Annotated in this window: 18 protein-coding genes and 3 pseudogenes; 18 read left to right on the top strand and 3 right to left on the bottom strand. The window is 69.3% G+C overall.

Features of this window, described 5'->3' with window-relative positions; genetic code table 11:
- The first annotated feature begins 9 nt into the window (after positions 1 to 9).
- From hemA to AC5WRT_RS22380, 7 genes are all read left to right on the top strand, one after another.
- A complete protein-coding gene (gene hemA, locus AC5WRT_RS22350) occupies positions 10 to 1,227 on the top strand; it encodes a 5-aminolevulinate synthase (protein WP_496095441.1) in 1,218 nt (405 codons plus the stop codon).
- Positions 1,228 to 1,462: 235 nt separating this feature from the next.
- The gene (locus AC5WRT_RS22355; protein ID WP_496100540.1) at positions 1,463 to 3,010 is read left to right on the top strand and encodes a class I adenylate-forming enzyme family protein; all 1,548 of its coding nucleotides are present in this window, start codon (positions 1,463 to 1,465) and stop codon (positions 3,008 to 3,010) included.
- Between the two features lie 11 nt (positions 3,011 to 3,021).
- The gene (locus AC5WRT_RS22360; RefSeq protein ID WP_496095354.1) at positions 3,022 to 4,629 is read left to right on the top strand and encodes an AfsR/SARP family transcriptional regulator; all 1,608 of its coding nucleotides are present in this window, start codon (positions 3,022 to 3,024) and stop codon (positions 4,627 to 4,629) included.
- Entirely contained in the window at positions 4,626 to 4,844 is a 219-nt protein-coding gene (locus tag AC5WRT_RS22365; protein ID WP_496095355.1) for a DUF6059 family protein, read from the top strand. Before AC5WRT_RS22360 ends, AC5WRT_RS22365 begins: the two co-directional genes overlap by 4 nt.
- 99 nt (positions 4,845 to 4,943) lie before the next feature.
- Positions 4,944 to 5,477 (top strand): MarR family winged helix-turn-helix transcriptional regulator, encoded by a 534-nt coding sequence (locus AC5WRT_RS22370; protein WP_496095356.1) that lies wholly within the window; start codon positions 4,944 to 4,946, stop codon positions 5,475 to 5,477.
- Positions 5,471 to 7,204, top strand: a complete 1,734-nt coding sequence (locus AC5WRT_RS22375; RefSeq protein ID WP_496095357.1) for an ABC transporter ATP-binding protein — start codon at positions 5,471 to 5,473, stop codon at positions 7,202 to 7,204. The genes AC5WRT_RS22370 and AC5WRT_RS22375 overlap by 7 nt, the downstream gene beginning before the upstream one ends.
- The gene (locus AC5WRT_RS22380; RefSeq protein WP_496095358.1) at positions 7,204 to 9,195 is read left to right on the top strand and encodes an ABC transporter ATP-binding protein; all 1,992 of its coding nucleotides are present in this window, start codon (positions 7,204 to 7,206) and stop codon (positions 9,193 to 9,195) included. The genes AC5WRT_RS22375 and AC5WRT_RS22380 overlap by 1 nt, the downstream gene beginning before the upstream one ends.
- 121 nt (positions 9,196 to 9,316) lie before the next feature.
- On the opposite strand, the gene AC5WRT_RS22385 is transcribed toward AC5WRT_RS22380, so the two are convergent.
- Positions 9,317 to 10,240: an ester cyclase gene (locus AC5WRT_RS22385; protein ID WP_496095359.1), complete on the bottom strand. Its 924-nt coding sequence runs from the start codon at positions 10,238 to 10,240 to the stop codon at positions 9,317 to 9,319.
- A 378-nt stretch (positions 10,241 to 10,618) separates the two neighbouring features.
- Between AC5WRT_RS22385 and AC5WRT_RS22390 the strand changes: the two are divergent.
- From AC5WRT_RS22390 to AC5WRT_RS22420, 7 genes and pseudogenes are all read left to right on the top strand, one after another.
- A pseudogene (locus AC5WRT_RS22390) lies at positions 10,619 to 10,759 on the top strand (IS701 family transposase); the annotation flags it as partial.
- A 102-nt stretch (positions 10,760 to 10,861) separates the two neighbouring features.
- Complete coding sequence (locus tag AC5WRT_RS22395) at positions 10,862 to 11,674, top strand: TetR/AcrR family transcriptional regulator (RefSeq protein ID WP_496095360.1); 813 nt, start codon at positions 10,862 to 10,864, stop codon at positions 11,672 to 11,674.
- 288 nt (positions 11,675 to 11,962) lie between these two features.
- Entirely contained in the window at positions 11,963 to 12,637 is a 675-nt protein-coding gene (locus tag AC5WRT_RS22400; protein ID WP_496095361.1) for a GAP family protein, read from the top strand.
- A gap of 491 nt (positions 12,638 to 13,128) precedes the next feature.
- Positions 13,129 to 15,273 (top strand): S9 family peptidase, encoded by a 2,145-nt coding sequence (locus tag AC5WRT_RS22405; RefSeq protein WP_496095362.1) that lies wholly within the window; start codon positions 13,129 to 13,131, stop codon positions 15,271 to 15,273.
- A gap of 373 nt (positions 15,274 to 15,646) precedes the next feature.
- Positions 15,647 to 15,934 carry a hypothetical protein gene (locus AC5WRT_RS22410; protein WP_496095363.1) on the top strand — a complete coding sequence of 96 codons (288 nt, stop codon included), beginning with the start codon at positions 15,647 to 15,649 and terminating at the stop codon, positions 15,932 to 15,934.
- 231 nt (positions 15,935 to 16,165) lie between these two features.
- Positions 16,166 to 16,372 (top strand): hypothetical protein, encoded by a 207-nt coding sequence (locus AC5WRT_RS22415; RefSeq protein WP_496095364.1) that lies wholly within the window; start codon positions 16,166 to 16,168, stop codon positions 16,370 to 16,372.
- Between the two features lie 58 nt (positions 16,373 to 16,430).
- Complete coding sequence (locus AC5WRT_RS22420) at positions 16,431 to 16,679, top strand: hypothetical protein (RefSeq protein WP_496095365.1); 249 nt, start codon at positions 16,431 to 16,433, stop codon at positions 16,677 to 16,679.
- 222 nt (positions 16,680 to 16,901) lie between these two features.
- Here AC5WRT_RS22420 and AC5WRT_RS22425 read toward each other — a convergent pair.
- Both AC5WRT_RS22425 and AC5WRT_RS22430 read right to left on the bottom strand, forming a co-directional pair.
- Positions 16,902 to 17,102, bottom strand: a pseudogene (locus AC5WRT_RS22425) (GNAT family N-acetyltransferase); the annotation flags it as partial.
- Between the two features lie 39 nt (positions 17,103 to 17,141).
- The gene (locus AC5WRT_RS22430; protein WP_496095366.1) at positions 17,142 to 17,588 is read right to left on the bottom strand and encodes an anthrone oxygenase family protein; all 447 of its coding nucleotides are present in this window, start codon (positions 17,586 to 17,588) and stop codon (positions 17,142 to 17,144) included.
- 93 nt (positions 17,589 to 17,681) lie between these two features.
- Between AC5WRT_RS22430 and AC5WRT_RS22435 the strand changes: the two genes are divergently transcribed.
- The 4 genes and pseudogenes from AC5WRT_RS22435 (at position 17,682) to AC5WRT_RS22450 (ending at position 24,584) form a co-directional block, all read left to right on the top strand.
- On the top strand, positions 17,682 to 18,260 hold the full coding sequence (locus AC5WRT_RS22435; RefSeq protein WP_496095367.1) for a TetR/AcrR family transcriptional regulator: 579 nt from the start codon (positions 17,682 to 17,684) through the stop codon (positions 18,258 to 18,260).
- A 1,280-nt stretch (positions 18,261 to 19,540) separates the two neighbouring features.
- Positions 19,541 to 20,401 (top strand): annotated as a pseudogene (locus AC5WRT_RS22440) (helix-turn-helix domain-containing protein); the annotation flags it as partial.
- 898 nt (positions 20,402 to 21,299) lie between these two features.
- The gene (locus AC5WRT_RS22445) at positions 21,300 to 21,668 is read left to right on the top strand and encodes a VOC family protein (RefSeq protein WP_496095368.1); all 369 of its coding nucleotides are present in this window, start codon (positions 21,300 to 21,302) and stop codon (positions 21,666 to 21,668) included.
- A gap of 930 nt (positions 21,669 to 22,598) precedes the next feature.
- Positions 22,599 to 24,584, top strand: coding sequence for a pentapeptide repeat-containing protein (locus tag AC5WRT_RS22450; protein ID WP_496100541.1), 1,986 nt, complete (start codon positions 22,599 to 22,601; stop codon positions 24,582 to 24,584).
- The last annotated feature ends 720 nt before the right edge of the window (positions 24,585 to 25,304 follow it).

The following is a 25,304-nucleotide window of genomic DNA, read 5'->3' on the forward strand; positions in this document are numbered from 1 at the left end:
GTTGACGTCATGCCGCAGCACCTGGACCTCTTTACGGGCCAGCTCGAAGAAATAGCGGAAAGGAAACGTGAATTCCTGGAGATAGGCCGGAGGGCAGGTAGTTTCCCGACCGCCCGGGCCTGGAACAAGCAGGACGGCGACATCTCGGACATCAGCGTGTGGTGCAGCAACGACTATCTCGGCATGGGCCAGAACCCGCACGTGCTGGAGGCGATGAAGCGCGCCGTCGACGAATTCGGCGCCGGTTCCGGTGGTTCACGGAACATTGGCGGCACCAACCACTACCACGTGCTGCTGGAAAAGGAGTTGGCGGATCTGCACGGCAAGGACGACGCCCTGCTGTTCACCTCCGGGTACACCGCCAACGACGGTTCGCTGTCCGTCATCGCCGGCCGGCTGGAGAACTGCATCGTCTTCTCGGACGAGCTCAATCACGCCTCCATCATCGACGGACTCCGGCACAGCGGCGCGGAAAAGCAGATATTCCGCCACAACGATGCGGCGCACCTGGGGGAGCTGGTGTCCGCCGCTGACCCCGACCGACCCAAGATGATCGTGCTCGAATCGGTCTACTCGATGTCAGGCGACGTCGCCCCGCTCGCTGCGATCAGCAACATCGCGAAGCGGTACGGGGCGATCACGTTCCTCGACGAGGTGCACGCCGTCGGGATGTACGGTCCTCAGGGAGCCGGCATCGCGGCACGTGAGGGGATCGCCGACGACTTCACCGTCATCATGGGGACCCTGGCCAAGGGCTTCGGCACCGCAGGCGGCTATATCGCCGGCCCCGCCCCGCTCATCGACGCCGTCCGCGCCTTCTCCCGGTCGTTCATCTTCACCACGTCCCTGCCCCCGGCCATCGCCGCAGGAGCACTCGCCGCCGTCCGGCACCTCCGGGCGTCCGGCCTCGAACGCGATGCCCTCAACGAGAACGCCCGTCTGCTCCACCGGCTGCTCACCGAACGGGGCATTCCCTTCCTCTCCGACGACTCCCACATAGTGTCGGTGTTCATCGGGGACGACGCGACCAGCAAGCAGGCCTCTCGCCTGCTCCTCGAGCGTCACGGCATCTATGTGCAGGCGATCAACGCCCCCAGCGTGCGGACCGGTCAGGAGATCCTGCGGGTTGCCCCGGCGGCCGTGCACACCCCCAGCGACGTGGAGAAGTTCGTGGAGGTGCTGGACCAGATCTGGCGCGAACTGGCGATCGCGCGCGTCCAGGCGTAGCACCTCGACCACGGTGATGGCCCCGGAGCGGCGGTGACGCCGGTCCGGGGCCTGGGGCTCAGAACTGCGCCACCAGACTTTTCCCATCGAATCTCGAGAACCGCCGCGAACGATGGCCCGGTCCGCAGCGCCCCATCGCCGGGTTCAGGCCTCCTCGCCTCCCCCAGATTGGATCACCGTGGCAGCTCCCCTTCCCGTATCCGTCGGAGAACCGGCGCACGAAACGACGCACTATGTGGCAGCCATCCTCAAGAGTCTGCGGCTCCGTGGGGACGACACCGTCCTGCGCTGGCGCGGCGCGCCGGTCACCGGCCACGAGTTCTACTGGTCGATCATCCGTGCCGCTGAAGGCCTGCGCCGCCTGGACGTTGGCCCGGGTGTCACGGTAGGCGTGCTGACGGAAGCCAACAGTCCTTTGACCCTGACCGCCCGCTACGCCGCGCACCTGCTCGGCGCGACCGTCGTGCACGTGCGCTCGACGAATCCGGGACCGCAGGCCCCGGCTCTGCCGGTCGCCGCCCAAGCGGAGATTCTGCGCGAGGCCAGCAGCAGTCTGCTGATCGTCGACCCCGCGAACGCCGGGCCCGGGCAGGCCGCAGTGAGCCAGCTGCCGCATCCAATCCGGCTGGCCGGCTTCGGGAAGTGCGGAGCAGGAGTCACCGATCTCACCGCCGTCGAGGTGCCACCGGACCACACGTTTCCCCCTGGTCCCGAGCCCGACACCGCAGTCGTGACCTACACCAGTGGCAGCACCGGCCGCCCGAAGGGCATCTGCCAGTCCTTCACGGGCTGGAACAGCACGGTGCTGTCCGCCTACCCCGCCCTCCAGGACGCGGGACACGTCACGTTCCTGGTCATCACCCCGGTCAGCCACGCCGTCGGCGTGATTTTGGACATCGTCATTGCTGCCGGCGGCACCGTCGTGCTGCACGAGCGGTTCGACCCAGGACAGACCCTCCGCGCCATCGAGGCGGATCGCGTCACCGGCACCTACATGGCGGTGCCCCAGCTCTACGCCCTGCTCGACCACCCCAGACTCGCGGGCACCGACGTCTCCTCACTGCGCCAGCTCATGTACGGTGGCTGCCCGGCGTCACCGGAGCGCCTGGCTCAGGCGGTCCACGCCTTCGGCGACGCCCTGATGCAGAACTACGGCACAAGTGAGGGCGGCAGGATCACCCTGCTCGGCCCTCAGGACCATCGCAGGCCGGAACTGCTCTCCACAGTGGGCCGCCCGTTCCCCGAAGTCGACCTGCGCGTATGCGACCCGGACACCGAGGAGAAGCTGCCTCCGGGGCGCACTGGCGAGGTGTGGATGCGATCACCGAACATGATGTCCGGCTACCTCGGGGACCCCGCTCTCACCGCCAGGACGCTGCGGCACGGCTGGCTGCGCACCGGCGACCTGGGGCACCGGGACGAGGAGGGATATCTGCACCTCGTCGGACGGCTCGACGACGTCATCAAGTCCCGCGCAACCAAGATCCATCCTGCGGCAGTTGAGAAGGCCTTGGTCGCCCACCGGGAGGTCGCGAACGCCGTCGTCTACGGCGTGCGGGACTCGGACGGCATGGAGCACGTCCACGCGGACGTAGCCCTGCGGTCCGGGGCCGTGTGCACCGCCGAGCAGTTGTGTCACCATGTCGCGGCGGTACTCACACCGTTGCACGTACCGGCCCGCATCGCGTTCCATGCCGAGCTGCCACTGACCATCTCCGGGAAAGTGGACCGCGGACTGCTGCAGTCCCTGACGGAGCGGTTCCCCGCTTCCGACACCGTCTGACGAGGTGTTACGTGGACAGACTGCCAACGGGCGCCCCGCTCCCGCACTCCGAGGGCGAGCACGTGGTCGGATTCCGGGTGCTGGGGCCGCTGGAGGTCATAAGCAGTGACCGCGTCCTGCCCCTGCGCGGTATCACACAGCGCGCCGCGCTGGGATTCCTGCTGCTGCACGCCAACCGGACCGTCGCGACCGGCGATCTGGTGACCGCATTGTGGCCGGCCGATGCGCCTCCCACTGCGCGCAAGATGCTGCAGAACGCCATCTCCGGACTGCGGGGCACCCTCGCGCGGTACCGAGTCGACGCCACCGCAGCGGCGCTGGTCAGTCGCTCCCCCGGATACGCGCTGCGGCTGGATCCCCAGAGCCTAGACCTCGCGCGGTTCCAGCGGTCCGCGGAACAGGGACGGGCGGAGCTGTCAGCCGGCTCGTTCGGCAGCGCCGCGCGCCTGCTGCGAGACGCCCGCGCGCTGTGGCGGGGCTCGGCGCTGGAGGACCTCACCGAATCGGGCATCGCCTGGCCGGAGCTGACCAGCCTGCACAGCATGCGCATGGCCGTGCACGAGGACCTTTACGAGGCCGAGCTGGCCTGCGGCCGCCACCACGAGGTCGTGGGCGAACTGCAGACAGCCATGGACTTGGACCCCCTGCGGGAGCGGATGTGCGGCCTGCTGATGCAGGCCCTGTATCGCTGCGGCCGGCAGGTCGAGGCCCTGCGCGTCTACCACCGGCACCGTAGCGCCCTGCTCGATCAGCTGGGGCTGGAGCCTGGCCGTGAGCTAGCGGAGTTGGAGCGGGCGATTCTGAACCACGATCCGGCGCTTGCCGCTCCGGAGTTAGGAGCAGTCCCGGTACGGGCCACAGGCGGAGCAGCACCGCAGGTCGCGGCCTCTGCGGTGCGATCGACCGCCGGAGCGCGTGGTGTGTCCGCGGCCCGGCTGACGGCTCCGAGACCGGCGCTGGCGACGGTCCAAGGACCCCGCGGCAGAGGGTCCGCGACCTGGGCGGCATCGGCGCGACGGGACGGGATGCGGGCGCTCGACCGCGATCCGGCACTGGGCGTGCTGCACAGTGTGCTGGAGTGGGTCCGGCGGCGGCGACAGGCTCACCTCGTCACGATCCTGGGCGGCCCGGGCGCGGGCAAGAGCCGGTTGGTCGCCCGACTCCGCAACGTCGTACGCGAGGACGAGGGGGCCGTCCGGTGCGTCGTCGGGCGGACCCGGCCCGGCGATCCGGACGGGATGGCCACCGCAGCCGTGCTGGCGGAGGTGGCCGAGGCCCTGCGCCCTACCGCCCACAGTGCCGACGCGCCAACCGCTGCACTCCGGGACGAGGCCTTCACCGCCTGGCGGAGTGTGCTGGAACAGGCATCGGCAATACGCCCTTTGATCACGGTCTTCGAGGACGTGCACCAGGCCGACGAGACGCTCCCGGACTTCATCAGCGACGTCGTCCGCACCGTCGGCTCCGTCCCGCTCCTGGTGGTCGCCACGGCGCGCCTGGAGTTCCTGCAGCGGCGGCCCGACTGGGGCGGCGGCTCGCCGTGCGCCACCACTATCACCTTGGCTTCGCCGACGAACGGCGGAGCCTGGCCGATTACGCGAGGAGGTGGACAGGCGTGAAGAGGTTGGTACGCCGCTGTGCCGGGGCGGTCTGGCACAGTCTGGTCGCTTTCGGTGCCATGCAGGTGGGACCGACGGTTCTGCTCGGTGGCAGCTACCTCCTCAGCGCTCCGCCTCTGGGCGGTCCCGAGCAGTTGGTCCCCGATCAGCCGCTGACTGAGCTGGAGCGGGCCATCGTCCGAGAGCTCACGGGAGACCGCGGACTCGGCACCTGACAAGAGGGCGGCCGTACCCGCCCCGGCGCCGCTTCCACACTGGGGCTGCAGTCTCGGCGCTCCTTGACCCGATATACTTCGGTACCTAATCATGAGGCCATGAAGTATATTGAGGGATCAGAGCTGGAAGCCCTTCAGCCCCTCAGCAGCGATGCACCTATCGGGCAGCTGTTCGCACTCGCGGCCCGGCTGTCCGGCAGTACGTGGGTCCGGCTGCTGAACGAGCGCCTGGGCATCGGATGGACCGCCTTCAACGTCCTTCGCCGGCTCGGCGTGGCGGACGGTCAGACCTCGAAGGAGATCGCCAAGGCCACCATGGTGGCGGCCTCCACCTTGACCGGCGTCGTGGACACGTTGGAGAAGGACGGACTGCTCGAGCGTCGCCGCTCGGAGGTCGACCGCAGGGTGGTCCGGCTGTATCTGACCGAGGCCGGACGACGACGCCTGTCGGTGTCCGACGCCGAACTGTCCCAAACCTTCGAGGGCTTCTTCGACCACGTCGCCCCGGCGGACGAACCGGTCATCCGCCGTTTCCTGCTGACGGCCGTCGACCGCTTCTCGGCCGAACTCGCTCTCGCTTCCCGGCCCTCGGCTAGCGCCGACCAACCCACTTCTGGAGACACTTCTTGCTGATCCGACTCTTACGAGCGCATCTGCCTCCTCATCGCAGAGCCCTCACCCTCATCCTGGTGCTGCAGTTGGCGCAGACACTGGCGACCCTCTACCTGCCGACCCTCAACGCCGGCCTCATCAACAAGGGCGTGGTGACGGGAGACACACCCTACATTCTGCGGACCGGCGGCGTCATGATCGCTGTGTCGTTCCTGCAGATCGTCTGCTCGCTCATCGCCGTGTACTTCGGCGCCAGGGTCGCCATGGCCGTCGGCCGTGACGTACGGGCGGCGGTCTTCGATCACGTCCAGACGTTCTCCGCTCGTGAAGTGGACCGCATCGGCGCTCCGTCGCTGATCACCCGCAGCACCAACGACGTGCAGCAGGTGCAGACGCTGGTGCTGATGACGCTCACGCTCATGATCGTGGCGCCCTTTACCTGCCTGGGCGGCATCGTGCTGGCACTCCGTCAGGACGCGGAGAGCTCCGTCATCCTGCTGATCGCCGTCCCGGTGCTAGCCGCTTGCATCGCGTTGATCGTCAGCAGGCTGAGTCCGCAGTTCCGTGTCATGCAAACCCGTATCGACCGGGTGAACGGGGTGTTGAGGGAACAGATCACCGGTGCCCGGGTGATTCGTGCCTTCGTCCGCGATCAGCGGGAGAGACGGCGCTTCGAAGAGGTCAACACCGAGGTGTCCGATGTGAATCTGCGCGTCGGCCGGCTGATGGCGCTGATGTACCCCTCGGTCCTCGTCGTAATGAACGGCTCTTCTGTGGCTGTCCTCTGGTTCGGCGGGCACCGTATCGCCTCCGGGAGCATGGAGGTCGGATCCCTGACCGCTTTCCTCACCTATCTGGTGCTGATCCTGATGTCGGTGGTCACCGCGACCTTCATGCTGATGACGGTCCCCAGGGCCGAGGTCTGCGCGGAACGCATCCTCGAGGTGCTCGACACGCAAACCAGCGTCACGCCGCCCGCGCAGCCGTCCGCCTCAGCCACCGTGCGAGGCGAACTAGAGCTGCAGAACGTAGAGTTCCGCTTCCCCGGTGCCGAGCAGCCGGTGCTCAGCGGTATCGACCTGATCGCGCGCCCCGGCGAGACCACCGCCGTTATCGGGCGCACCGGCAGCGGCAAGACCACACTGCTGCGTCTCATCCCGCGGCTGATCGACGCCACCGACGGCTCCGTCCGCATCGATGGCCTCGACGTGCGCACGCTCGACCCGCAAGCCATCTCGTCCGCCGTCGGCCTCGTGCCGCAACGGCCGTACCTCTTCTCGGGCACGGTCGCCTCCAACCTCCGCTACGGCAACCCCGACGCCACAGACGATGACCTGTGGCACGCCCTCGAGGTCGCCCAGGCCCGTGACTTCGTCGAGCAGATGCCCGACGGTCTTCAGTCGGAGATCTCTCAGGGCGGCACCAATGTCTCCGGAGGCCAGCGCCAGCGACTCGCCATCGCCCGCGCCCTGGTCCACCGCCCCCGTATCTACCTGTTCGACGACTCTTTCTCCGCCCTCGACTACGCCACCGACGCCGCTCTGCGCACGGCCCTCGCCCGGGAGACCGCCGATGCGGCGATCGTCCTGGTCGCCCAGCGCGTCAGCACCATCCGGGACGCCGATCGCATCGTCATCCTCGACGAGGGCCGGGTCGTCGGTACGGGCACCCACAGCGAGTTGCTCGGCGGCAACCGGATCTACCAGGAGATCGTGTCATCCCAGCTCACCGAGAGTGAGGCCGCCTGATGAGCCGCTCACTGCCCTCCAGCAGGCCCCCCGGAAACGCAGAAGCAGCCCGTCCAAGCGGACCGGGGGCCCGCCCGCACGGGGGCGGCGGCCCTGGCCGCGGACGGGCCCAGCCTGCCAACGACTTCCGGGGAACCAGCCGTCGGCTGCTCGGTGTGCTGCGCCCCGAACGGGCGCTGATGTCTGCCGCACTCGCGGTCTGCGCCCTCAGCGTCACTCTGTCGGTGATCGGCCCGAAGATCCTCGGCCACGCCACCGACATCATCTTCGCCGGTGTCGTCAGCAGCCATCTCCCCTCTGGCCTGCCCGCCGCCGAAGCCGCGGCCCGCCTGCGGGAGCAGGGCGACCGCGCGCAGGCCGACGCCCTCGCGTCGATGCACGCCGTGCCTGGGGCAGGCATCGACTTCGAGCGGATCGGCCAGGTGCTCATGCTCGCCACGGCCGTGTATGCAGCCGCTGCCCTGCTGATCCTCGTCCAGGGGCGTCTGACCGCGGTCATCGTGCAGCGCTCGACCTTCCGCCTGCGGGAGCTAGCCCAGGGCAAGCTGTCGCGGCTGCCCCTGAGCTACTTTGACCGGCAGCCGCACGGCGAGCTACTGAGCCGGGTCAGCAACGACATCGACAACGTCAATCAGACGTTGCAGCAGACCTTCAGCCAGATCGTGAACTCCGTTCTCACCGTCGTCAGCGTCCTGGTCGTCATGTGTCTGATCTCCCCCCTACTCGCCCTGATCGCGGCGGTCACAGTTCCGGTGTCCATCTACGTCGCAGCCGTGATCGGCAAACGGGCCCAGGCCCAGTTCTCCCAGCAGTGGGCGATCACCGGTCGGCTCAACGGGCACATCGAGGAGATGTACACCGGGCACGTGCTGGTGAAGGTCTTCGGGCGGCAGTGGGAGGCGGCGGTAAGGTTCCGGGAGCACAACGACGCGCTCTACGCCGCTGGTTTCAAGGCCCAGTTCGTCTCCGGCATGATGCAGCCCGCCATGCTCTTCATCGGCAACCTCAACTACGTCCTGGTGGCCGTGGTGGGAGGTCTGCGCATTGCCTCCGGCACTCTGTCCATCGGTGATGTGCAGGCGTTCATGCAGTACTCCCGCCAGTTCAGTGCCCCGCTCACACAGATGGCAAGCATGGCCAACGTGATCCAGTCCGGAGTCGCTTCCGCCGAGCGTGTCTTCGCCTTCCTCGACGAGCCGGAACTGGAGCCGGAGCCCGCCGCACCGGCGCGCCTGGACAAGGTGGACGGGTGTGTCCGCTTTGAGCAGGTCACCTTCAGCTACACGCCCGACGCGCCGCTGATCGAGGACCTCTCCCTGACGGTCAAGCCTGGCCAGACGGTCGCCATCGTAGGCCCCACGGGGGCAGGCAAGACGACCCTGGTCAACCTGCTCATGCGGTTCTATGAGGTCACTGCGGGGCGCATCACCCTGGACGGGGTGGACATCGCGGCCATGTCACGGGACGAGCTGCGTTCGAACTTCGGCATGGTGCTCCAGGACACCTGGCTCTTCGACGGCACCATCGCCGAGAACATCGCCTACGGTGCAGTGGATCCGTCCCGCGAACAGGTCGTCGAGGCGGCCATGGCCACCCATGTCGATCACTTCGTGCGAACGCTCCCGGACGGTTACGACACCGTCCTGGGCGAGGGATCGAACAGTGTCAGCGCCGGCGAGAGGCAGCTGATCACCATCGCCCGCGCGTTCCTGTCAGATCCGGCCATCCTGATCCTGGACGAAGCCACCAGTTCGGTGGACACCCGCACCGAAGTACTGATCCAAAGGGCGATGCACTCACTGCGCCAGGGCAGGACCAGCTTCATCATCGCCCACCGGCTCTCGACCGTCCGGGACGCGGATGTGATCCTGGTGATGGAGTCCGGCCGCATCGTGGAACAGGGCAGCCACTCCGAACTGCTCGCCGCGGGCGGGGCCTACGCCCGTCTGTATGCGGCACAGTTCAGTCAGGCGCTCGCAGAGGTCGACTGACGCTCCGTCCCCGCGTTCCCGGGCAGCCGGGCGCGGACGGCGCCCCTGCCCCCATACGCTGACCGTGGGACCCCCGCCTCACTGGCGGCGGTCCCACGCGGGTTCTGGCCTTGATGCCTGCTCAGCCGGTGGTCACCGGGCGCACCGGAATCCCGGCGTCCTGCAGCCCCGAGTAGTCCACCACTTCCCAGTGTTCGGCGACCTTCCCGCGGACCAGCCTGAACTGGTCGGAGGTGCGCATGAGCAGCCGCTGGCCCGTCGGAGTCCGCCCGCGTGAAACGCCCGTGAAGTGCCCGCGCCAGGTGGCGAACACCATCACCTTGTCCCCGTCTGCGAGCAGGTGGTCCACCGTGGCCGTCAAGTCGGGGAACGCCGAGAAGTTGCCGGCGAAGTACTCCTTGAACGCCTCGACCCCATGGGGAACGGCGGGCATCTGCGCGTTGTGGTGCAGGTAGTCCCGTTCGTAGTAGACCTCTGCCTGGTCCAGTCTGTGCCCCGTCATCACCTCCCGGTAGGCACGCAGTACAACGTCCGCGTTCGCCCGTTCGGTGTCGCTGTGCGGTCCGAGCAACTGCGGTTGCGCCGGGCCGGGCCCCTGGCGAGGCAGCGCACCGAATGGCCTGAGGACCGAGTAGTCCACGACGGCCCAATGCTCGGCGACGCGGCCTGCTTCCACTCGGAACAGCTCACTGGTATGCAGCACCAGCTCCCGACCGCTCGCGCGCCGTCCTGCGAAGGAGCCAACCTGCCGCCCTCGCCAGGTCATGAACGCCATCACCCGGTCGTTGTCGGCGAGCAGACCCTCCACCGTCACCGTGAGATCAGGAAATCCCCGCACCAGCTCACTCCAGAATTCGCTCAGGCCGCCCCGCCCCGGCGCGACCCGCGGGTCGTGCTCCTGATGGTCCTCACGGTAGTAGTGGTTGAGCCGGTCGAAACGGTGACTGTTATACACCTCATCCACAAGCCGCAGGATCAGCCGAGCCCCGCTCTTGTGGTCTGCTCCGCCGTTGGATGCGACGCCAAAGCTGTCCTTGTCAGTCATCTTGGCTCCTGCCCTTGTCAACACCGGCTAAGTGTTAAGTTCACAGGGTGGTCTGAAGGGATGCTCGAGTTGTCCTGTGGCCGATCCGGGGAGCGCTTCTCTGCCGTGCGGGCCGTGGCAGGCTTCACCGAAGACCGACGGAGTCGTGTGCCCAGAGGGCTGCTGCGATGCGGCGCAGGACGGCAGGGGGTGCGGCGGGTGGTGCGTCGTCGTAGGGGACATAGGACTCAGGGACGATGATCGCTGTTTGCGCGGCACGTCCGGGGTGCTGGCCCAGCAGGGGCGAGAGGGCATCGACCAGTTCTAGGGTGCGTTTCAAAAGTGCTGTTCACAGCCATTCGTTGATGGCTGCGACCAGCACTTTTGAAACGCACCCTAGGACTGCTGGGCCCGGTCGGGCGCAAGAACGGCTGGCAACTGGCCGAATACGCCGGACACCCCCCCGACCGCCTCCAGCGGCTCCTCGACGGCGCTCGTTGGGACGCCGACGAGCTCCGCGACGACCTTCGTCGGCGCGTGTGTCCGGCTCATGACTCCGCGCGGCTCCCTCGCTGACAGCTCGGCGCGACTGTACCGGCCGGCACCTGACGGGGGTTCTCTCGGCGACCGTATTCTCGGAGCATGGTCGGCACACAGACACAGAAGGCCGAACGCGGACCGGCGCGGCCGCGGCAGGAGCGGGTCACGGACGACACCCTCGAGGCAGTGATCGAGCTGGTGACCGAGCAGGGCGTGAAAGCGGTGACGTTGGATGCCGTGGCTGCTCGGGCCGGGGTGAGCAAGCCGGCCATCTACCGGCGCTGGCCGTCCAAGCAGGCCTTGATCATCGCGGCGGCCGAGTCACGCATCGGTCCGCTGTCGGTGCCGGACCTGGGTGACATCCGGGCCGAGCTGCGCGAGGTGCTGACCGCGCGCTTGGAGGCGTACCGACTGCCGGGTACGGCGCGGCTGCTGACCGAACTCATCGCGGCGTCCGCCGAGGCGGGCGGGGCCCGTGGAGAGTACGTGGACTACACGGATCGGACGATGGCCGAGACGCGCCGCATCCTGCAACGAGGGATCGCCCGAGGCGAGGTACGGCCCGACGTCGACATCCGGTCGGCCGCCACGCTGGTCGCGGCGCCGCTGGTGTACCGCTCGCTGACGGAACGTGAACTGCCCAACGCGCGCTTCGTGGAGGACCTGGTGGATCTGGTCGTCCGGGCGGTCGCTCGCCCGCGCCCCGCCGGGCGCCGGGCGTCGCGGGCCGGATCGAGCAGTGTCGCAGCGGCCGTGCCGACGCCAAGAATTGCGCCAGTCGTGCGCGAGCGCGTGGCACCGTACACGTACCCACGGGGGGCCGGCTCGTCGACGCTTTCCCCAAAGGGCCCACCGGCAAGATCCTCAAGCGTGGAATCGGGCTTCCAGTCGATATCAGCCGCCCCGGGGCCATGACGGTCTCGGGGCGGTTGTTCATGGCGCACAACCCGTGCGAGGTGCCCAGCTAGGCGGCCGACTCGCCCCACCGTGGGCAGGCCCGTCGTCGAGACGCGCGCTGAAGGCGGCCTGCCTCATCTCTGCACCGGCGACTCACCCGTTCGACGCTGACACCGCGCCTCGGAGCCGACACCCCTTGACGATGAGCGGAAGGGGTCCGCACGGTGCGTTCTCGCTCAGCCGTGCCACGGAGCCCGGCAGCCGGGCGTCCTTGCCCTGCACGATTGCCAGTGAAGGGAGGCCGCCTTGGGACACGCGGTCGGTGATGTGCTGGGTCTGTCAGCAGGTGTCGCCGTCAGCCCGCTCCCCATCGTGGCGATCATCCTCATCCTGGCCACGCCCCGAGGTCGCCTCAACGGCCCCCTCTTCGCTCTCGGTTGGCTCCTGGGACTCGCGCTGCTGGGCGCGATCATGCTGGCGATCGGCGGCACGGGCGGCGCCTCCACCGCCAGGCACCCGTCCACCTGGGTGGGAGCCCTGAAACTTGCTCTCGGCCTGCTGCTGGCCCTCTTCGGCGCCCGGCAATGGCGCCGGCGCCCCAAAGACCCCTCCCAGGCGCAGCTCCCGAAGTGGATGGCGGCGATCGACCGTTTCACCCCGCCCAAGGTCCTGGGGCTGGGGCTGCTGCTCTCAGCTGCCAATCTCAAGAACGCACCGCTGACGATCGCCGCGGGCGCATCGATCAGCTCCGCAGGGATCCCGGTGCCGCAGCAGATCGGAGCCCTGGCGATCTTCGTCGTGATCGCCTCCCTCGGCGTGCTCGCGCCGCTGGCCGTCTACCTGATCATGGGCGAGCGGGCGAAGAACATCCTCGGCAGCTGGCGAGACTGGGCGGCTCAGCACAACGTCGCCGTCATGGCCGTCCTGTTCTTCGTCCTCGGCCTCAAGCTGCTCGGGGACGGCATCAGCATCCTCACCTGACATCCGCAACCGCCCGGGCAGGCCTTTGTGGATCACGTACTCGCGTGCTCCTCAGATCCACCGTTGATCGAACACTCCTGGCGTGGGGCTGCCGCCGGTTTCGGCACGGCTGGCGGAGCCGGCCGCGAGCGAGCCGGCATTATGAAGGCCCGGACGACCAGCGTGAGCGCACCGAGTTCACTGACGAGGGGAACGCCTTCCTCAGTCCTCAGCGATGACGCCTCCGACGCCGGAGGGGAAGACGATGACCCGTACGTGGGGAGTCGGTGAAGGACGCCCAGGTCGCACCCGCTCAACGCGCATGGCGGAGCGGCTGTGACCGGGCGCCGGGCAGGTGCGGTTGGTGCCCACCTGGCGCCCGGAACGCGGGCATGGACTGAAACAGTCTGTGAGCCTGGTCCCTGGTGCGACGCAGCATCATGCAGTCCCGCCGTGTGAACGATCTCGATATTCCCATGCTGCTATACCGAACGAATGACACAGTGCCAGGCATGGTGACTTCCCCACTTCTGCGACAGCTCGCCCGCACCCGCCGCTTCGCCCTCGGCGCACCCGCCCGTTTCACCGTGGCACCGGACGGTGCCTGTGTCCTGTTTCTGCGGAGCCGGGCCGGGGACGATCCGGTCGGGTGCCTGTGGAAGCTCGACCTGGCAACCGGCGCGGAGCGGCTGCTGGCTGACCCCGCCGGGCTGCTCGGCGACGCGGCCGATGAGGTGCCGGAGGAGGAGCGCATCCGGCGCGAGCGCGCCCGGCAGCAGGCCGCCGGGATCACCGACTACGCCACCGACACGGCCGCCCAGGTGGCCGCGTTCGCCCTCTCTGGGCAGCTGTGGACGGTGGATACAGACTCCGGCGCCGTCCGGCAGTTGCCCGCTCGGCAGCCGGTGGTGGACCCGCGCCCGTCCCCGGACGGCCGGTACATCGCCTACGTCTCCGGCGGCGCGCTCCGGGTGATCGGCGCCGACGGCAGTGGCGACCGAGCGGTGGCCGCGCCCGAGCCGGAGGAAGGTCCGGACGTCTTCTTCGGCCTGCCGGAGCATGTGGCGAGCGAGTCGATGGGCCGCTACCGGGCGTACTGGTGGGCACCGGACGGGGAGCGGCTGCTGACCACCCGGGTGGACAACCGGGAGGTCGGGCTGTGGTACATCGCCGATCCGGCCGATCCCGCCAAGCCGCCGCGCACGATGCGCTACCCGCAGGTCGGTGCCGCCAACGCCGACGTCACGCTCTGGATCGCCGACCTGGCGGGCAGCCGCACCGAGGTCCACTGGGACCGGGCCGGCTTCGAGTACCTCCCCGCGGCCAGCTGGGACAGACACGGTCCGTTCGCCGCCGTCCTCAGCCGCGACCAGCGCACGCTCCAGGTACTGGCCGTCGACCCGGCAGACGGTACGACCAGCCTCCTGGCCGAGCGGCACGATGAGCGCTGGGTGGAGCTGCTGGTGCCCGGAGTGCCCGCGCGGACAGCCACCGGCCTGCTCGTCGACTACCTCGACCGGAACGAGACCCGGCACCTGAGCATCGACGGCACGCCTGTCACGCCGGACGGCCTGCAACTGCACGAGGTGCTCGCGGTGGACGGCGAGACAGTGCTTTTCACGGCGTCCGCAGAACCCACCGAGCGCCATGTGTGGAGATACCGTCCGGGCCAGGACATACGCCGGTTGACCGAGCAGCCGGGCGTGCACTCCGGCGCATTCTGCGGCGGCACGTTCGTACACACCACACGCACGCTGGATCTGCCGGGCTCGCACACCACCGTGCACCGCCTGACCGGGGACGGCCGACCGGAGCCGGATGGCCCCGCGCCCGTCGAGATCAGCTCGCACGCCCAACGACCGCTGCTCCAACTGCGTGTCGAATCCGCCGCCGTCGGGCCGCGCGAACTGCGCACACACCTCTTCCTGCCGTCCTGGCACCGGACCGGTGACGCCCCGCTGCCGGTGCTGGTCGACCCCTACGGCGGCCCCGCCATGCAGAAGGTGATGGCCGAACAGACCGCTCACACCCTCGTCTCTCAGTGGTTCGCCGAACAGGGCTTCGCGGTGCTGGTGACGGACGGCGCCGGCACGCCCGGACGCGGGCCGCGCTGGGAGAAGGAGATCTACGGCGACCTGATCGGCCCGACCCTGGACGACCAGGTCGCCGCGCTGCACGCGACGGCTGAGCGCCACCCGGAGCTGGACCTCGGCCGGGTCGGCATCCGCGGCTGGTCGTTCGGCGGGATTCTGGCCGCCGCCGCGGCGCTGCGCCGGCCCGACGTCTTCCACGCCGCGGTGTCCGGCGCCCCGCTCACCGACCAGCGGCTCTACGACGCCTGCTGGAAAGAGCGCTTCCTCGGTCTGCCCGACCGGTACCCGGAGCACTACGAGCGGTCTTCGCTGCTCGCCGACGCTCCGAAGCTCAGCCGCCCGTTGCTGCTGATGCACGGACTGGCGGACGACAACGTCTTCGTGGCCAGCACCCTGCAGTTCTCCAGCGCTCTGCTGGCCGCTGGGAAGCCGCATGAGGTGCTACCGCTGAGCGGGATGACACATGCCGCGCCGACCAACGACACGTTCGCCCGGCTACTGGGGCACCAACTGGAATTCCTCCAGCGGCACCTGGTCGGCCGACCCGCCACGGTGCCCTGCTAGGGCGCATACCAAGTCGTGATCAATCTGCGGGATCCGCCCTCGTGGTGGGCCCGCACCGGTAGACCCTCGTAAGTGACGCAAGTGCAACTGACGGACGCCGAGTGAGAGTTCATCGGGCCGTACCGGCCGATCGGCGAGCACTGCCCGTGCTGGTCCGGTACTCACGAAGCTAGGGTCAGGTGCCAATTGGCACCTGACCCCCACGGTCTCCCCTGCTGCCATCACTCTGTGTATTCGATGGGCGGGGGACACCCTCAACAGCAAGGCCTCGGGTCGGGGCGGGAGCGGTCGGGCGGCCTCGGCCCGCTCGTCCTGCTCGTGCACCCGGCGCTCGTAGTCCTGGCGGGCGCCGATCTCGGCGGCGGTGCGGCGCGTGAGCGTCGGGGCGGCCCAGGTGCCGATCGCCCAGGCGACGATAGCGGGCAGGACGGGCGCGAGGAGGAGCAGCGTCCAGCGGCCGCCTGCGGCCGAGGCGGCGTTCCTGCGCTGGCGGGAACGGTGCTCCCGCCATGCCTGTTCGGGGGTGGGGATCTCCGCCGGTGCGCGCCGAGTGCGCACGAAACCCGCGACGAGGCTGAGCAGGCAGGCGACCGCCGTCACCGCGTACACCGCGGTACGTGCGGAGCGGGGCACCCCCACCGCCTCCCAGAACCCCGCGTAGAAGGCGGTCACGACGAGCCCGGCGAACAGCAGCAGGGCGAGCTGGAAGCAGCCATGTGCGATCCGGCGCAGCCAGTACCCGGCGCCCCGGTCGAACCACGTCGCCGATCCAGTGGCCGGTGCCGGTCACCATACCCACGCCCGCATTCCACGCCTGGGTCCCGGAGTGGCCGATGCCGTCCAGCGTGCCCACGACCGCGCCGTGGTCGTCCCAGTCCTCACTCCAGTGCTCGTGGAACAGCTTGTCGGCGAAGGTTCCCACGCCGACGACCGCGCCGCCGACCGCTGCCGTGGCGACCACCCCGTCCACCGGGATCGAGGCCGCGAGACCGACACCGCCACCCAGGGCCACCAGGCCGCCGCCCACGTCGACGAGCACCGAGTGGCCCCAGGAGCAGCCCTCGTCGTGGTCCTGTTCTTCCTCCAGCGGGAGCCCTGAACTGGGCACCGTGACTGGTTTGTTGGGGTGCTCGTTCAATCGGCCGGAGCCTCGGGCGGTGTTCGCGCAGTTCATTGAGGGGCTGCTGGCGGAGCTGCCGAAGAAGAACGTCTGGACGCTGTCGGCACGTGCCGGGCATGTGACCGCGAACCGGATGCAGTGGCTGCCGAATGGATCGGTGCGGGACGCCGACCGGCTGCGTGACGCGGTCCGCGACCACGTCATCACGCACCTGCGCTGCGAGGACGCCTCACTCGTCATCGAAGACATTCAGGCGCAGATGAAGGCACCAAATCGGTCGGGGTGACCTTCCAGCGCTGTGGACCGACCGGCGATGTCGGCAACCGCGCCTGCGATGCCGTGAGGCCGCGGTGCCGGGGTGCCGGGTGAAGGCATGCTGATTCTTCGGTCCCGTCAGTCCCGTCCCTTTCCTTGGATCCTGGCCGGAGCGCTCTGAGCGGCGAGGGGACTGACGCGATGAAGCTTGGAAATGGGCAGGTCGAGCACGCCTTCTTACTGATCGCTGCAGTCAGGGCGACCAGACATACGGTGTCGTCGTGGTGACCGCGTGCAGGCCCAGGCGGGTGAGTATCGGGGCACTGTCGGCTGAGGCGTCGACATAGACGTAGGGGACGTCGCGGGCAGCAGCGAGTTGGGCTCGGTGAGCGACCATGGCCCGGTAGATGCCCTGTCCGCGCCATTCCTTGAGCGCCGAGCCGCCCCAGAGGCCACCGACCGGTGGACGAGCAATGCCGGGGCCGCGGTGGTATCAGGTGCGGGCGGCGACCAGCAGGGTGAAGGCGGCGATGATGACGGCGACGCGGACGTAGTGGTAGCGGTTCCAGCGGTGCAGCTGCTGCTTCCAGTCGGCGGGCCGGTTGTCGGGCGTCCAGGTCTTGTTCCGGTTGTTGATCGGGACGAGCAGCAGCATCGACATCACCACGCTGACGATCAGCAGGCCGGCGGCGGTGACGACGAGTCCGGCGCCGTGGTGGTGCCATCCGGCGACGGCCCAGATCGCGCTGAGGACGAGCGAACCTATGTACCAGAACGGCATCAGGGCGCCGAGCATCCGGCCGCCGTGGGCGTGGCCGAGCTGGCCGCTGTTCTCGGGAAGAGCGTCCAGGATCCGGTTCATGATGAAGGCGACGGAGAACTCCACCCCCACCATCAGGCCGACGATCACGGTGGTGACGACCTCGAGTGCGTTGAGCATGACGATCCCTCCGTATTGGACTAGCGCTGCTAGCCGATGAGGCAACGCTAGTACTGCTGCCGCTCGATTGTCTAGCGATGCTAGGATCGATTCATGTCGGTACAAGAACGCAAGCAGCGCGAACGGGCGGAGCGCGAGCGACTCATCGTGGCGGCGGCCCGCGAACTCGCCGAGCAGCAGGGCTGGGACGCGGTCACCACCCGCCGGCTCGCCGAGCGCATCGAATACAGTCAGCCCGTCCTCTACAGCCACTTCCGCGGCAAGCGTGAGATCATCGGCGCCGTCGCCCTGCAGGGCGCCGCCGAGATGGCCGTGGCGGTGCGTGCCGCGACCTCTGCCGCGGACGGCCCGCGCGCCCGGATCGCCGCCCTGGCCCGCGCCTACCTCGACTTCGCCGCCCGCAACCCGGCGGTCTACGACGCCATCTTCCAGCTCGACGGCGGCCTGGCGTACGCACAGGAGGACACCCCAAAGCCGCTGAAGGACGCCTTCGCCGCGCTGATGGAAAGCCTGAGCGAGGTCGCCGGGACCGGCATCGACCCGGGGCTGTTCACCGAGGTGTTCTGGGCGTCCCTGCACGGGCTCGCCACCCTGACCCGCTCGGGCCGCCTGCTTCCCGAGTACGCGGAGCCGAGGGTGGAGCTGCTGGTGGACCGGCTCGCCATGGTCTGACACACGATCCAGGCGGGCGCACGACCAAGGCCCCGGGCCCCGGCGCTGCCTGCCTGCGGCGACGCTTCCGGTCACTCGCGCCCGCACGGCACAGCCGCAGACCGCCGGGCCCGCGTCCCGGACGGGCGCCCGGATCCGTAGCCGACGGCGACGTTGGTGCCGCCGCCTGGAGGCACATACCGGTGTGGTGGTTGATCACCTGGACGCCGCGCGGTACGGGTGGGCGTGCCCGATGCCGGTGCTTCGGACCATGGCGATGGTCGCGACGGCCGCTGCGGTCAGCATGGACCTGATCTTGGTCTTCACGTGATTTCTCCCATCGAGCGTCTGTCCCGTCAGGTCCTGTGGATGCCGCTGCCGCCGACGAGCGGGTGCTTCGCCGCGTCCGCCGTGGAGGGGCAGGCGCGGCGGGTCGTACAGCAGGGCGGGCTCGGCGCTGGTGGCGCGGGCGGTACCTGCTTCACGCCGACGCTGCCGAGGGCCCGCACGGGGCTACGACGCCCTGGACGGCCCGGTGTCAGGTGGGCGCCGCATGACCTACGGCGGCTGAAGGACGCCGGTGCGCTGTGAAGCGGCCCGTCCGGTGCACGACCGCACAGCGAGCCCCTTTGTCCGCCTGGCAGAGCCCCGGATACGCTCCGGCTGAGCGGATTCGGGTGTCTCTCGGGGGGAGTGACATGCACGGTGGTGATCCGTGTACGGACGCGGCAGCAGTCGGACGCGTTCGGCGGGCCGACGACGTGCTGGACATGCAGCGGGCCGCCCGAAAGGGCGGCACCGCACTGCTGCTCCGCTGGCTGGCCGACCGTACCCGGGCCGCCGTCCTCCTGGTGAACCACTTGGGCGTCGCTGCCTCCCCGCCCCCACGGCCCCTCGGCAGGATCGAGCACGGTCTCGTACTGCACGGGGTTCGGGAGGCCACCGCGCGAGGGCTCAGGTCCGCGACCATCGACGAGGAAGCCCTCACGTGCGTCGTTCTTCCCCTCGACGGCCCATCGGGTGCCCGCGCGCCCCTTCTCGCCGCCGTGGTACCACGGCCGATGCCACCCGGTCTGCCGCTCCTGCTCGCCGATGCCGCAGCCGGCCTGAGCCTGTGCTGGCAGCTGGAGCACGCCCGGCAGGAGCAGCGCCGGCTCCGGGACGCCGATGCCCGGACCCGGGAAGCCGTGGTGCACCTGCTGATGAACGGTCACGTGACCGCCGCTCGCCAAGTCGCGGGGGCGCTGCGACCCGCACTGCCCGACGTGGTGCGGATGTATCTCATCGAGGGACCGCGCACGATGCGCAGGGCGGTCGCGGACACCTGGGCCAGGGCGGTCGACGACGCGTGGATCGTGCCGTGTCCCGTGTACGTCAACCACCTGGTGGTACTCGCACCCGCCGGCTCCGAGACCCGCCCCGACATCCCCGCCGAGCCGACCTGGCCCCCCTCCGTGGTGGACACCTGCTGGATCGGGGTGAGTGACCCCGTGCCCTTACGCGACCTCGCCATCGGCTACGGCCAGGCCTTCCACGCCCTGGCCGCGGCACGCCACCGCACCGAACGGCGCGCCTCGTTCGCGGCCAACCCCGACCTGACGCTCACCATCGGGCGGGCCGCGGCGGCCTGGGCCGCGGTCTTCCTCGCGCCGCTGCGCGCCCACTGCGCACGGCGCCCGCAGGACCCGGACAGCAGGGAACTGCTCGCCACGGCCGCGTCATGGCTCAGTTTCTCCTCCCATGCGACCACCCATCTGAAGATCCACCGCAACACCCTGGCGGCTCGCCTCACACTCGTACAGAAGCTGCTGGGCCTTGACCTGAACCGGCTCGCCGACCAGGCTGCACTGGCTCTCGCACTACGCGCGACCGCCGCAGGCGTCCCGCTCCGCCCGGAGCACCCCACGACAGACGCCGGCGCGACGGCGCCCTGCCTGGACGAACTCCTCGCGATGCCCCACGTCGTGGCGTGGGCACAACGACAGTTCCGTCCCCTGCGGACGCCGGAAGTCCCGATCTCCGTCGGGCACACGCTCGCCACCTGGCTGCGCCTCGATGCACGCATCAGCCCGACGGCCGCTGCCCTGTCCGTCTCGCCATCCGCGGTACGCAAACGCCTGGCACGGAGCGAAGCACTGCTCCAACGCTCACTGTTACGGCCCCCCAGCGCCGTCCACGACCAGTGGCTCGCACAACGAGCCCTCGACCTGGCTGTCGAGCGTGCCGCGGCCCCCCTTGATCTCCGTGTGGGAGGCCAGGGCGATGCGGTCGCGGGTGGACAGCTCCGTGCGGACGGTGGCGTAGCGCGACATGCTCAGAATTGACGCGCTGGTGTGCGAACAGCACGGCCAAGACCCCGCTGACGGTGATGGCGACGCTCGCCGATCCGAGCGCACAGCGGCGCGGCCGACGGGCCACCAGCCACACCCCCGAGGGGGGCGCTGCGAACGGGGCAGGCCGCCTGGACACGGCATACGGAGGCCGACCGTCCTGTCACCGGCCGTGCAACACTGTCACCAGGCCCCGCCAGGCTCCCCCGTCCTGGCGGGGCTTCCTGCATCCTGTCCGTACGGGCCCGCACGGGCACGCGCCCGTCCTTTCGGGGATACGCCGCAACGGCAAAACGGCGCCCCCCCGGGCGCCGACCGATCGGCTGCCGCGCGCCGGCCCTGCGAGCCGGAGCACCGCCCTCCGCCCCTCGACCACGGTTGCCGAGGGGCGCTCGAGCGTCTGGCACCCACCTCCGAGAGAGGACCCGTCGAAGGCGTCGGGCCCCATGCATCGGACCGGTCGCCAGTCGACCCGGGTGGCCTACCCGATGGTGGTCCTCGGGCTCCGGACGTCGCCGTAGTGGCGGCCGTTCGCCCAGAATCCCGTCATCGAAGCTCCGCCCTCTTGAAGTGGCTGGTCAGCGGGGTGGCGTGACCTCGTTTCGGGGGGCTCGTGCCGGTCGTGGGCGGAAGTCCGTGGTGGAGATCGTCCGGCAGGGCGGCTTTGCCGATGAGTTCACCGTCCTCGGACGGTCTACCCAGCGACACGACCGTTCTCGACAGGAGTGCCATGTCCACCATCCAGCCAGTGATCTTGACTTCCGACCACGACGTCCTGCTCGGCTTCTATACGGAATTGTTCGGCGCCGAGGAGATCTTCCGAGTGCCGGAGGACGGCCCGGTCTTCTACCTCGGCCTGCGCATCGGCGACAGCGACCTCGGGCTGGTGGCCAAGGCGGACCCGGGGGACCGGGAGGCGTCGCGGATCTTGCTCAGCATCGGTGTCGACGACGTCGATGAGACGCTCGGCCGGGTAACGGAGCTGGGCGGCTCGGTCCGCGGCGGCCCCAACGACATGCCGTGGGGACAGCGCGTCGCCCACATCCAGGACCCCGACGGCAACCCGGTGAACCTCACCCAGCCGATCCCGGCTCAGTGACGCCGTTCCGGGTGCTTGTGCTGGTCGTGAGCTGCCTGCGGTAGGGATCATTTGCCGGTGGTGACCTCGATGTTCGCCAGGACGAGCAGCGCGCGGAGCAGGTGGGTGGCGAGGGCAGGGTCGGTGCGGAGCTCGGTGAGGATCCGCCGGTTCTTCGGGTCGGGCGAAGCCGCGTTCGGCGGGGGGCGCGGCCGGGGGCGAGCACTGGGTCGGCCTCCTTCTCGGCGGGTGTGAGCTTGCGGGCACGGGTGGCCTCGAAGCCGGTGACGACCACGGGATCGTCTCCGTCCTCGGCCCGGCCGAGGAAGCCCAGGTCGGCCAGGGCGCCGAGGCCGGCAGCACGCAGGTGGGCCAGGATGTGGTCGCGGCGGGCGGCGGTGATGTCGTGGGTGCGGCCGGGCCGGGCGGCCGCGGCTGGTCCGCATGCTCCACACCCCCGTCGTCCTGAACGACGGCGGGGCCGTCGACGTCACCGTCTCGCTCGGAACCGCGACCCCGCACGCCGTCGGCTCCCGCGACCTGAACCGTGCTGCGGTGGGCCGCCGACGCGGCCCTCTACGACGGGAAGTACTCCGGCCGCGCGGTACTGGCGACCGCCGCGCACGCTGCCACGCCGTCCGTCAACGGGCGCCGCGCGGGCAGGCCGGGCACGGCCGTGCGGGGCGAGCGGCATGAGCATGGCGCCCCTCCCTGAGGGCGACTGGATCCGCGGTATCTGCGTCCGAACGTCGCACGTCACCCGTATCCTGACCGGCGCCAAGGGCATCGAGAACCGCCCCAAGCACTGCTTTATGAGCAGCTCAGTGGGTGGTTGCGGTGTCTGAGCTGCTCATTTGCATGACGGACACGTCCGTCGGGGGGCCTGAACCGGCCTCGGTCCCCCGAGCGTCCATACGGGCACCCGACACACACCCGTGGAGACGCCGCGCCATGAACACCCCTTCGCCTCCCCCCTGGCCGCACTGCGGGCACGGCGCGAACACGGCCACCGCTCCGGCCGGTTGCCCCGGTATTCACGTCCCTGGCCACAGCACGTGCCTGGCCCACCTCACCGAGACCAACCGCACCGCCTACCTAGCCGGCCTGTCCCCCCGCGCCGACAGCGACCACCGCGGCACCCCCTTCACCCAACAACTGCTGGGAGATCTTCTCAACGCCCTCAAAGACCCCTCCACCGGCAAACCCCACCTTGGCATCGCCATGTTCACCGGTGCGCAGTTCTCCGGCGACGCCCAGTTCACTGACGCACGGTTCTCCGGTGACGCCGAGTTCACTGATGCACAGTTCTCCGGTGACGCCGAGTTCGTTGATGCACGGTTCTGTGGCGAAGCCAAGTTCACCGGTGCGCAGTTCTCCGGCGACGCCCAGTTCACTGACGCACGGTTCTCCGGTGACGCAGAGTTCACTGATACACGGTTCTGTGGCGAGGCGATATTCGTCGGCACGCAGTTCTCCGGCACCACCTGGTTCCACAGGGCGCAGTTCTCCGGCGAGGCCACGTTCGGCAGTGCGCAGTTCTCCGGCGAGGTCCGGTTCTCCTGGGCACAGTTCTTCGGCGACGCTTGGTTCTCCCATGTACAGTTCTCCGGCCACGCCGGGTTCTACGAGACGCAGTTCTGCGGCATCCCCTCGTTCGGCGAGGCACAGTTTTCCGGCTATGCCATGTTCGACGGGGCGCAGTTCACCCGCCACGCCATGTTTGCGTCGGCTCAGTTTTCCGACGACGTTTCGTTCGACGGGGTGCGGTTTGAAGACGTGTCGGTTTTGGGACCGCTGGTGTGTGCGGGACAAGTGGTGTTGTCGGGGGCGGTGTTCGTCCTGCCGGTGACATTGGAGATAGCGGCTCTGGAGGTGGTGTGTGAGCGAACGCGCTGGGAGTCGACTGCAACGCTCCGCGTGCGGTACGCGGCGGTGGACCTCGGTCACGCGGTTCTGGCGGACCCCGTCGCGGTCATCGCCCACCCCGCCCCTTTTCACTTCATCCACAGCGACAGCCCTGTGAGTGAGGGCCTGCTCGCGGGCCCCGGTCGGCAGCCGAGGTCCCCGGACCGGGTGCGGGTCGTCTCTGTGCAGGGCGTGGATGCCGCGCACCTGGTGCTGACCGACATCGACCTGGCCGACTGTCTGTTCTCCGGGGCCTTCCACCTCGACCAGATCCGCCTGGAGGGCCGCACCACGTTCGCCCCCACTCCCATCGGCTGGCAGCGCCGCGGCATCCGGCCGGTGCGCTTCACCCCCCGACGTACTCTCGCCGAGGAACACCACTGGCGCGCCCACATCGCCGACCAGCCCGTCCCTACCGAAGGCGCGGCGCCGCAACCCCGGCTGTGGCGTCCCGGACCGCATCACACCGACCCCGCCCGCACCCCCGACCCGGAAGACGTCGCCGCGCTGTACAGGCAGCTACGCAAAGCCTTCGAGGACGGTAAGAACGAACCCGGCGCCGCCGACTTCTACTACGGCGAGTGCGAGATGCGCCGCCATGACACCACCGGCACCACGAAGGGCGAACGCCGCCTGCTGTGGGGGTACTGGTTGCTGTCCGGCTACGGCCTGCGCGCCTCGCGCGCCTTCACATGGCTGCTCGCCGCCATGTCACTGACCGTGCTGCTGCTGATGGTCCTCGGCCTGCCCACCCGCGACCCCGATCCCGCCACGACCGGCACCCTGAACGGCAGCAAGATCAGTCTCAACACCAGCACCCCCGATCCCGCCCTGCACGGCGGATGGTCACAGCGGTGGTCTTGGGCCCGCACAGAGAAGGCCACCCGCGTCGTCGTCAACTCCGTGGTGTTCCGCTCCAGCGGGCAGAACCTCACCACTGTCGGCACCTACATCGAGATGACCTCCCGCCTCCTCGAGCCCACCCTCCTCGCCCTCGGTGTCCTCGCGATCCGTGGACGCATCAAACGCTGACATGCCTTACTTGCCTGCACCACCAATCACGCCCCTGAAGCACTGCGCCGTCGACGGACGGGTCGACGCGACACCCGCCCCCCCGGCCCGCGCGGCACCGCCACCTTCGACCTGATCGTCCGCCCCGCCGACACCGACGCTCCCGCCGACGACGCCCCAGACACAGTCGTCACCTCAACAGCGGAGACCCCCGGATCACCCACGAGCTGCTGAACGGCATACCGCCCGCCGACCTGCCGCACGTCACCGGCACTCTGGTCCGGCCGCCGGCACCTGGCGAGCCGGCCCGGCTCACCGTCGACGCGCTGGAGATCCTGGACACCGGACTCATCCCGGTCCCGCGGGACATGGTGACGGACCGCTCCGGCGACCACTGCGTCACTTCGCCGCCGAGACCGACGCCGTGCCCGTCCTCGCCGCGCTCGGGCAGTGCGTCGGCCTGGCGGACAACCCGGACGTCGTCGCCGCCCTCATCGACATCCACGAGCGCCTGAAGACGTCCCAGCGGGCGGCACGTGACGTAATGTCACCATCTGTCGTGACCGGAACGTGCAGGACCGCGGCATCCGCGCCGGCCGGAGGGCTCGGCCGTGTTGGAGTCTCCTGGGAAGGGGTGCAGATCCCCTCAGGGGACCTGCACCCCTTCTCGATCTTCACTGCGTCAGAGGTATCGACGCCTCTCCGACGGGCCCAATAGGATGCGGCGCTCAATTCAACCGC

Source organism: Streptomyces sp. NTD91, assembly GCF_059510455.1.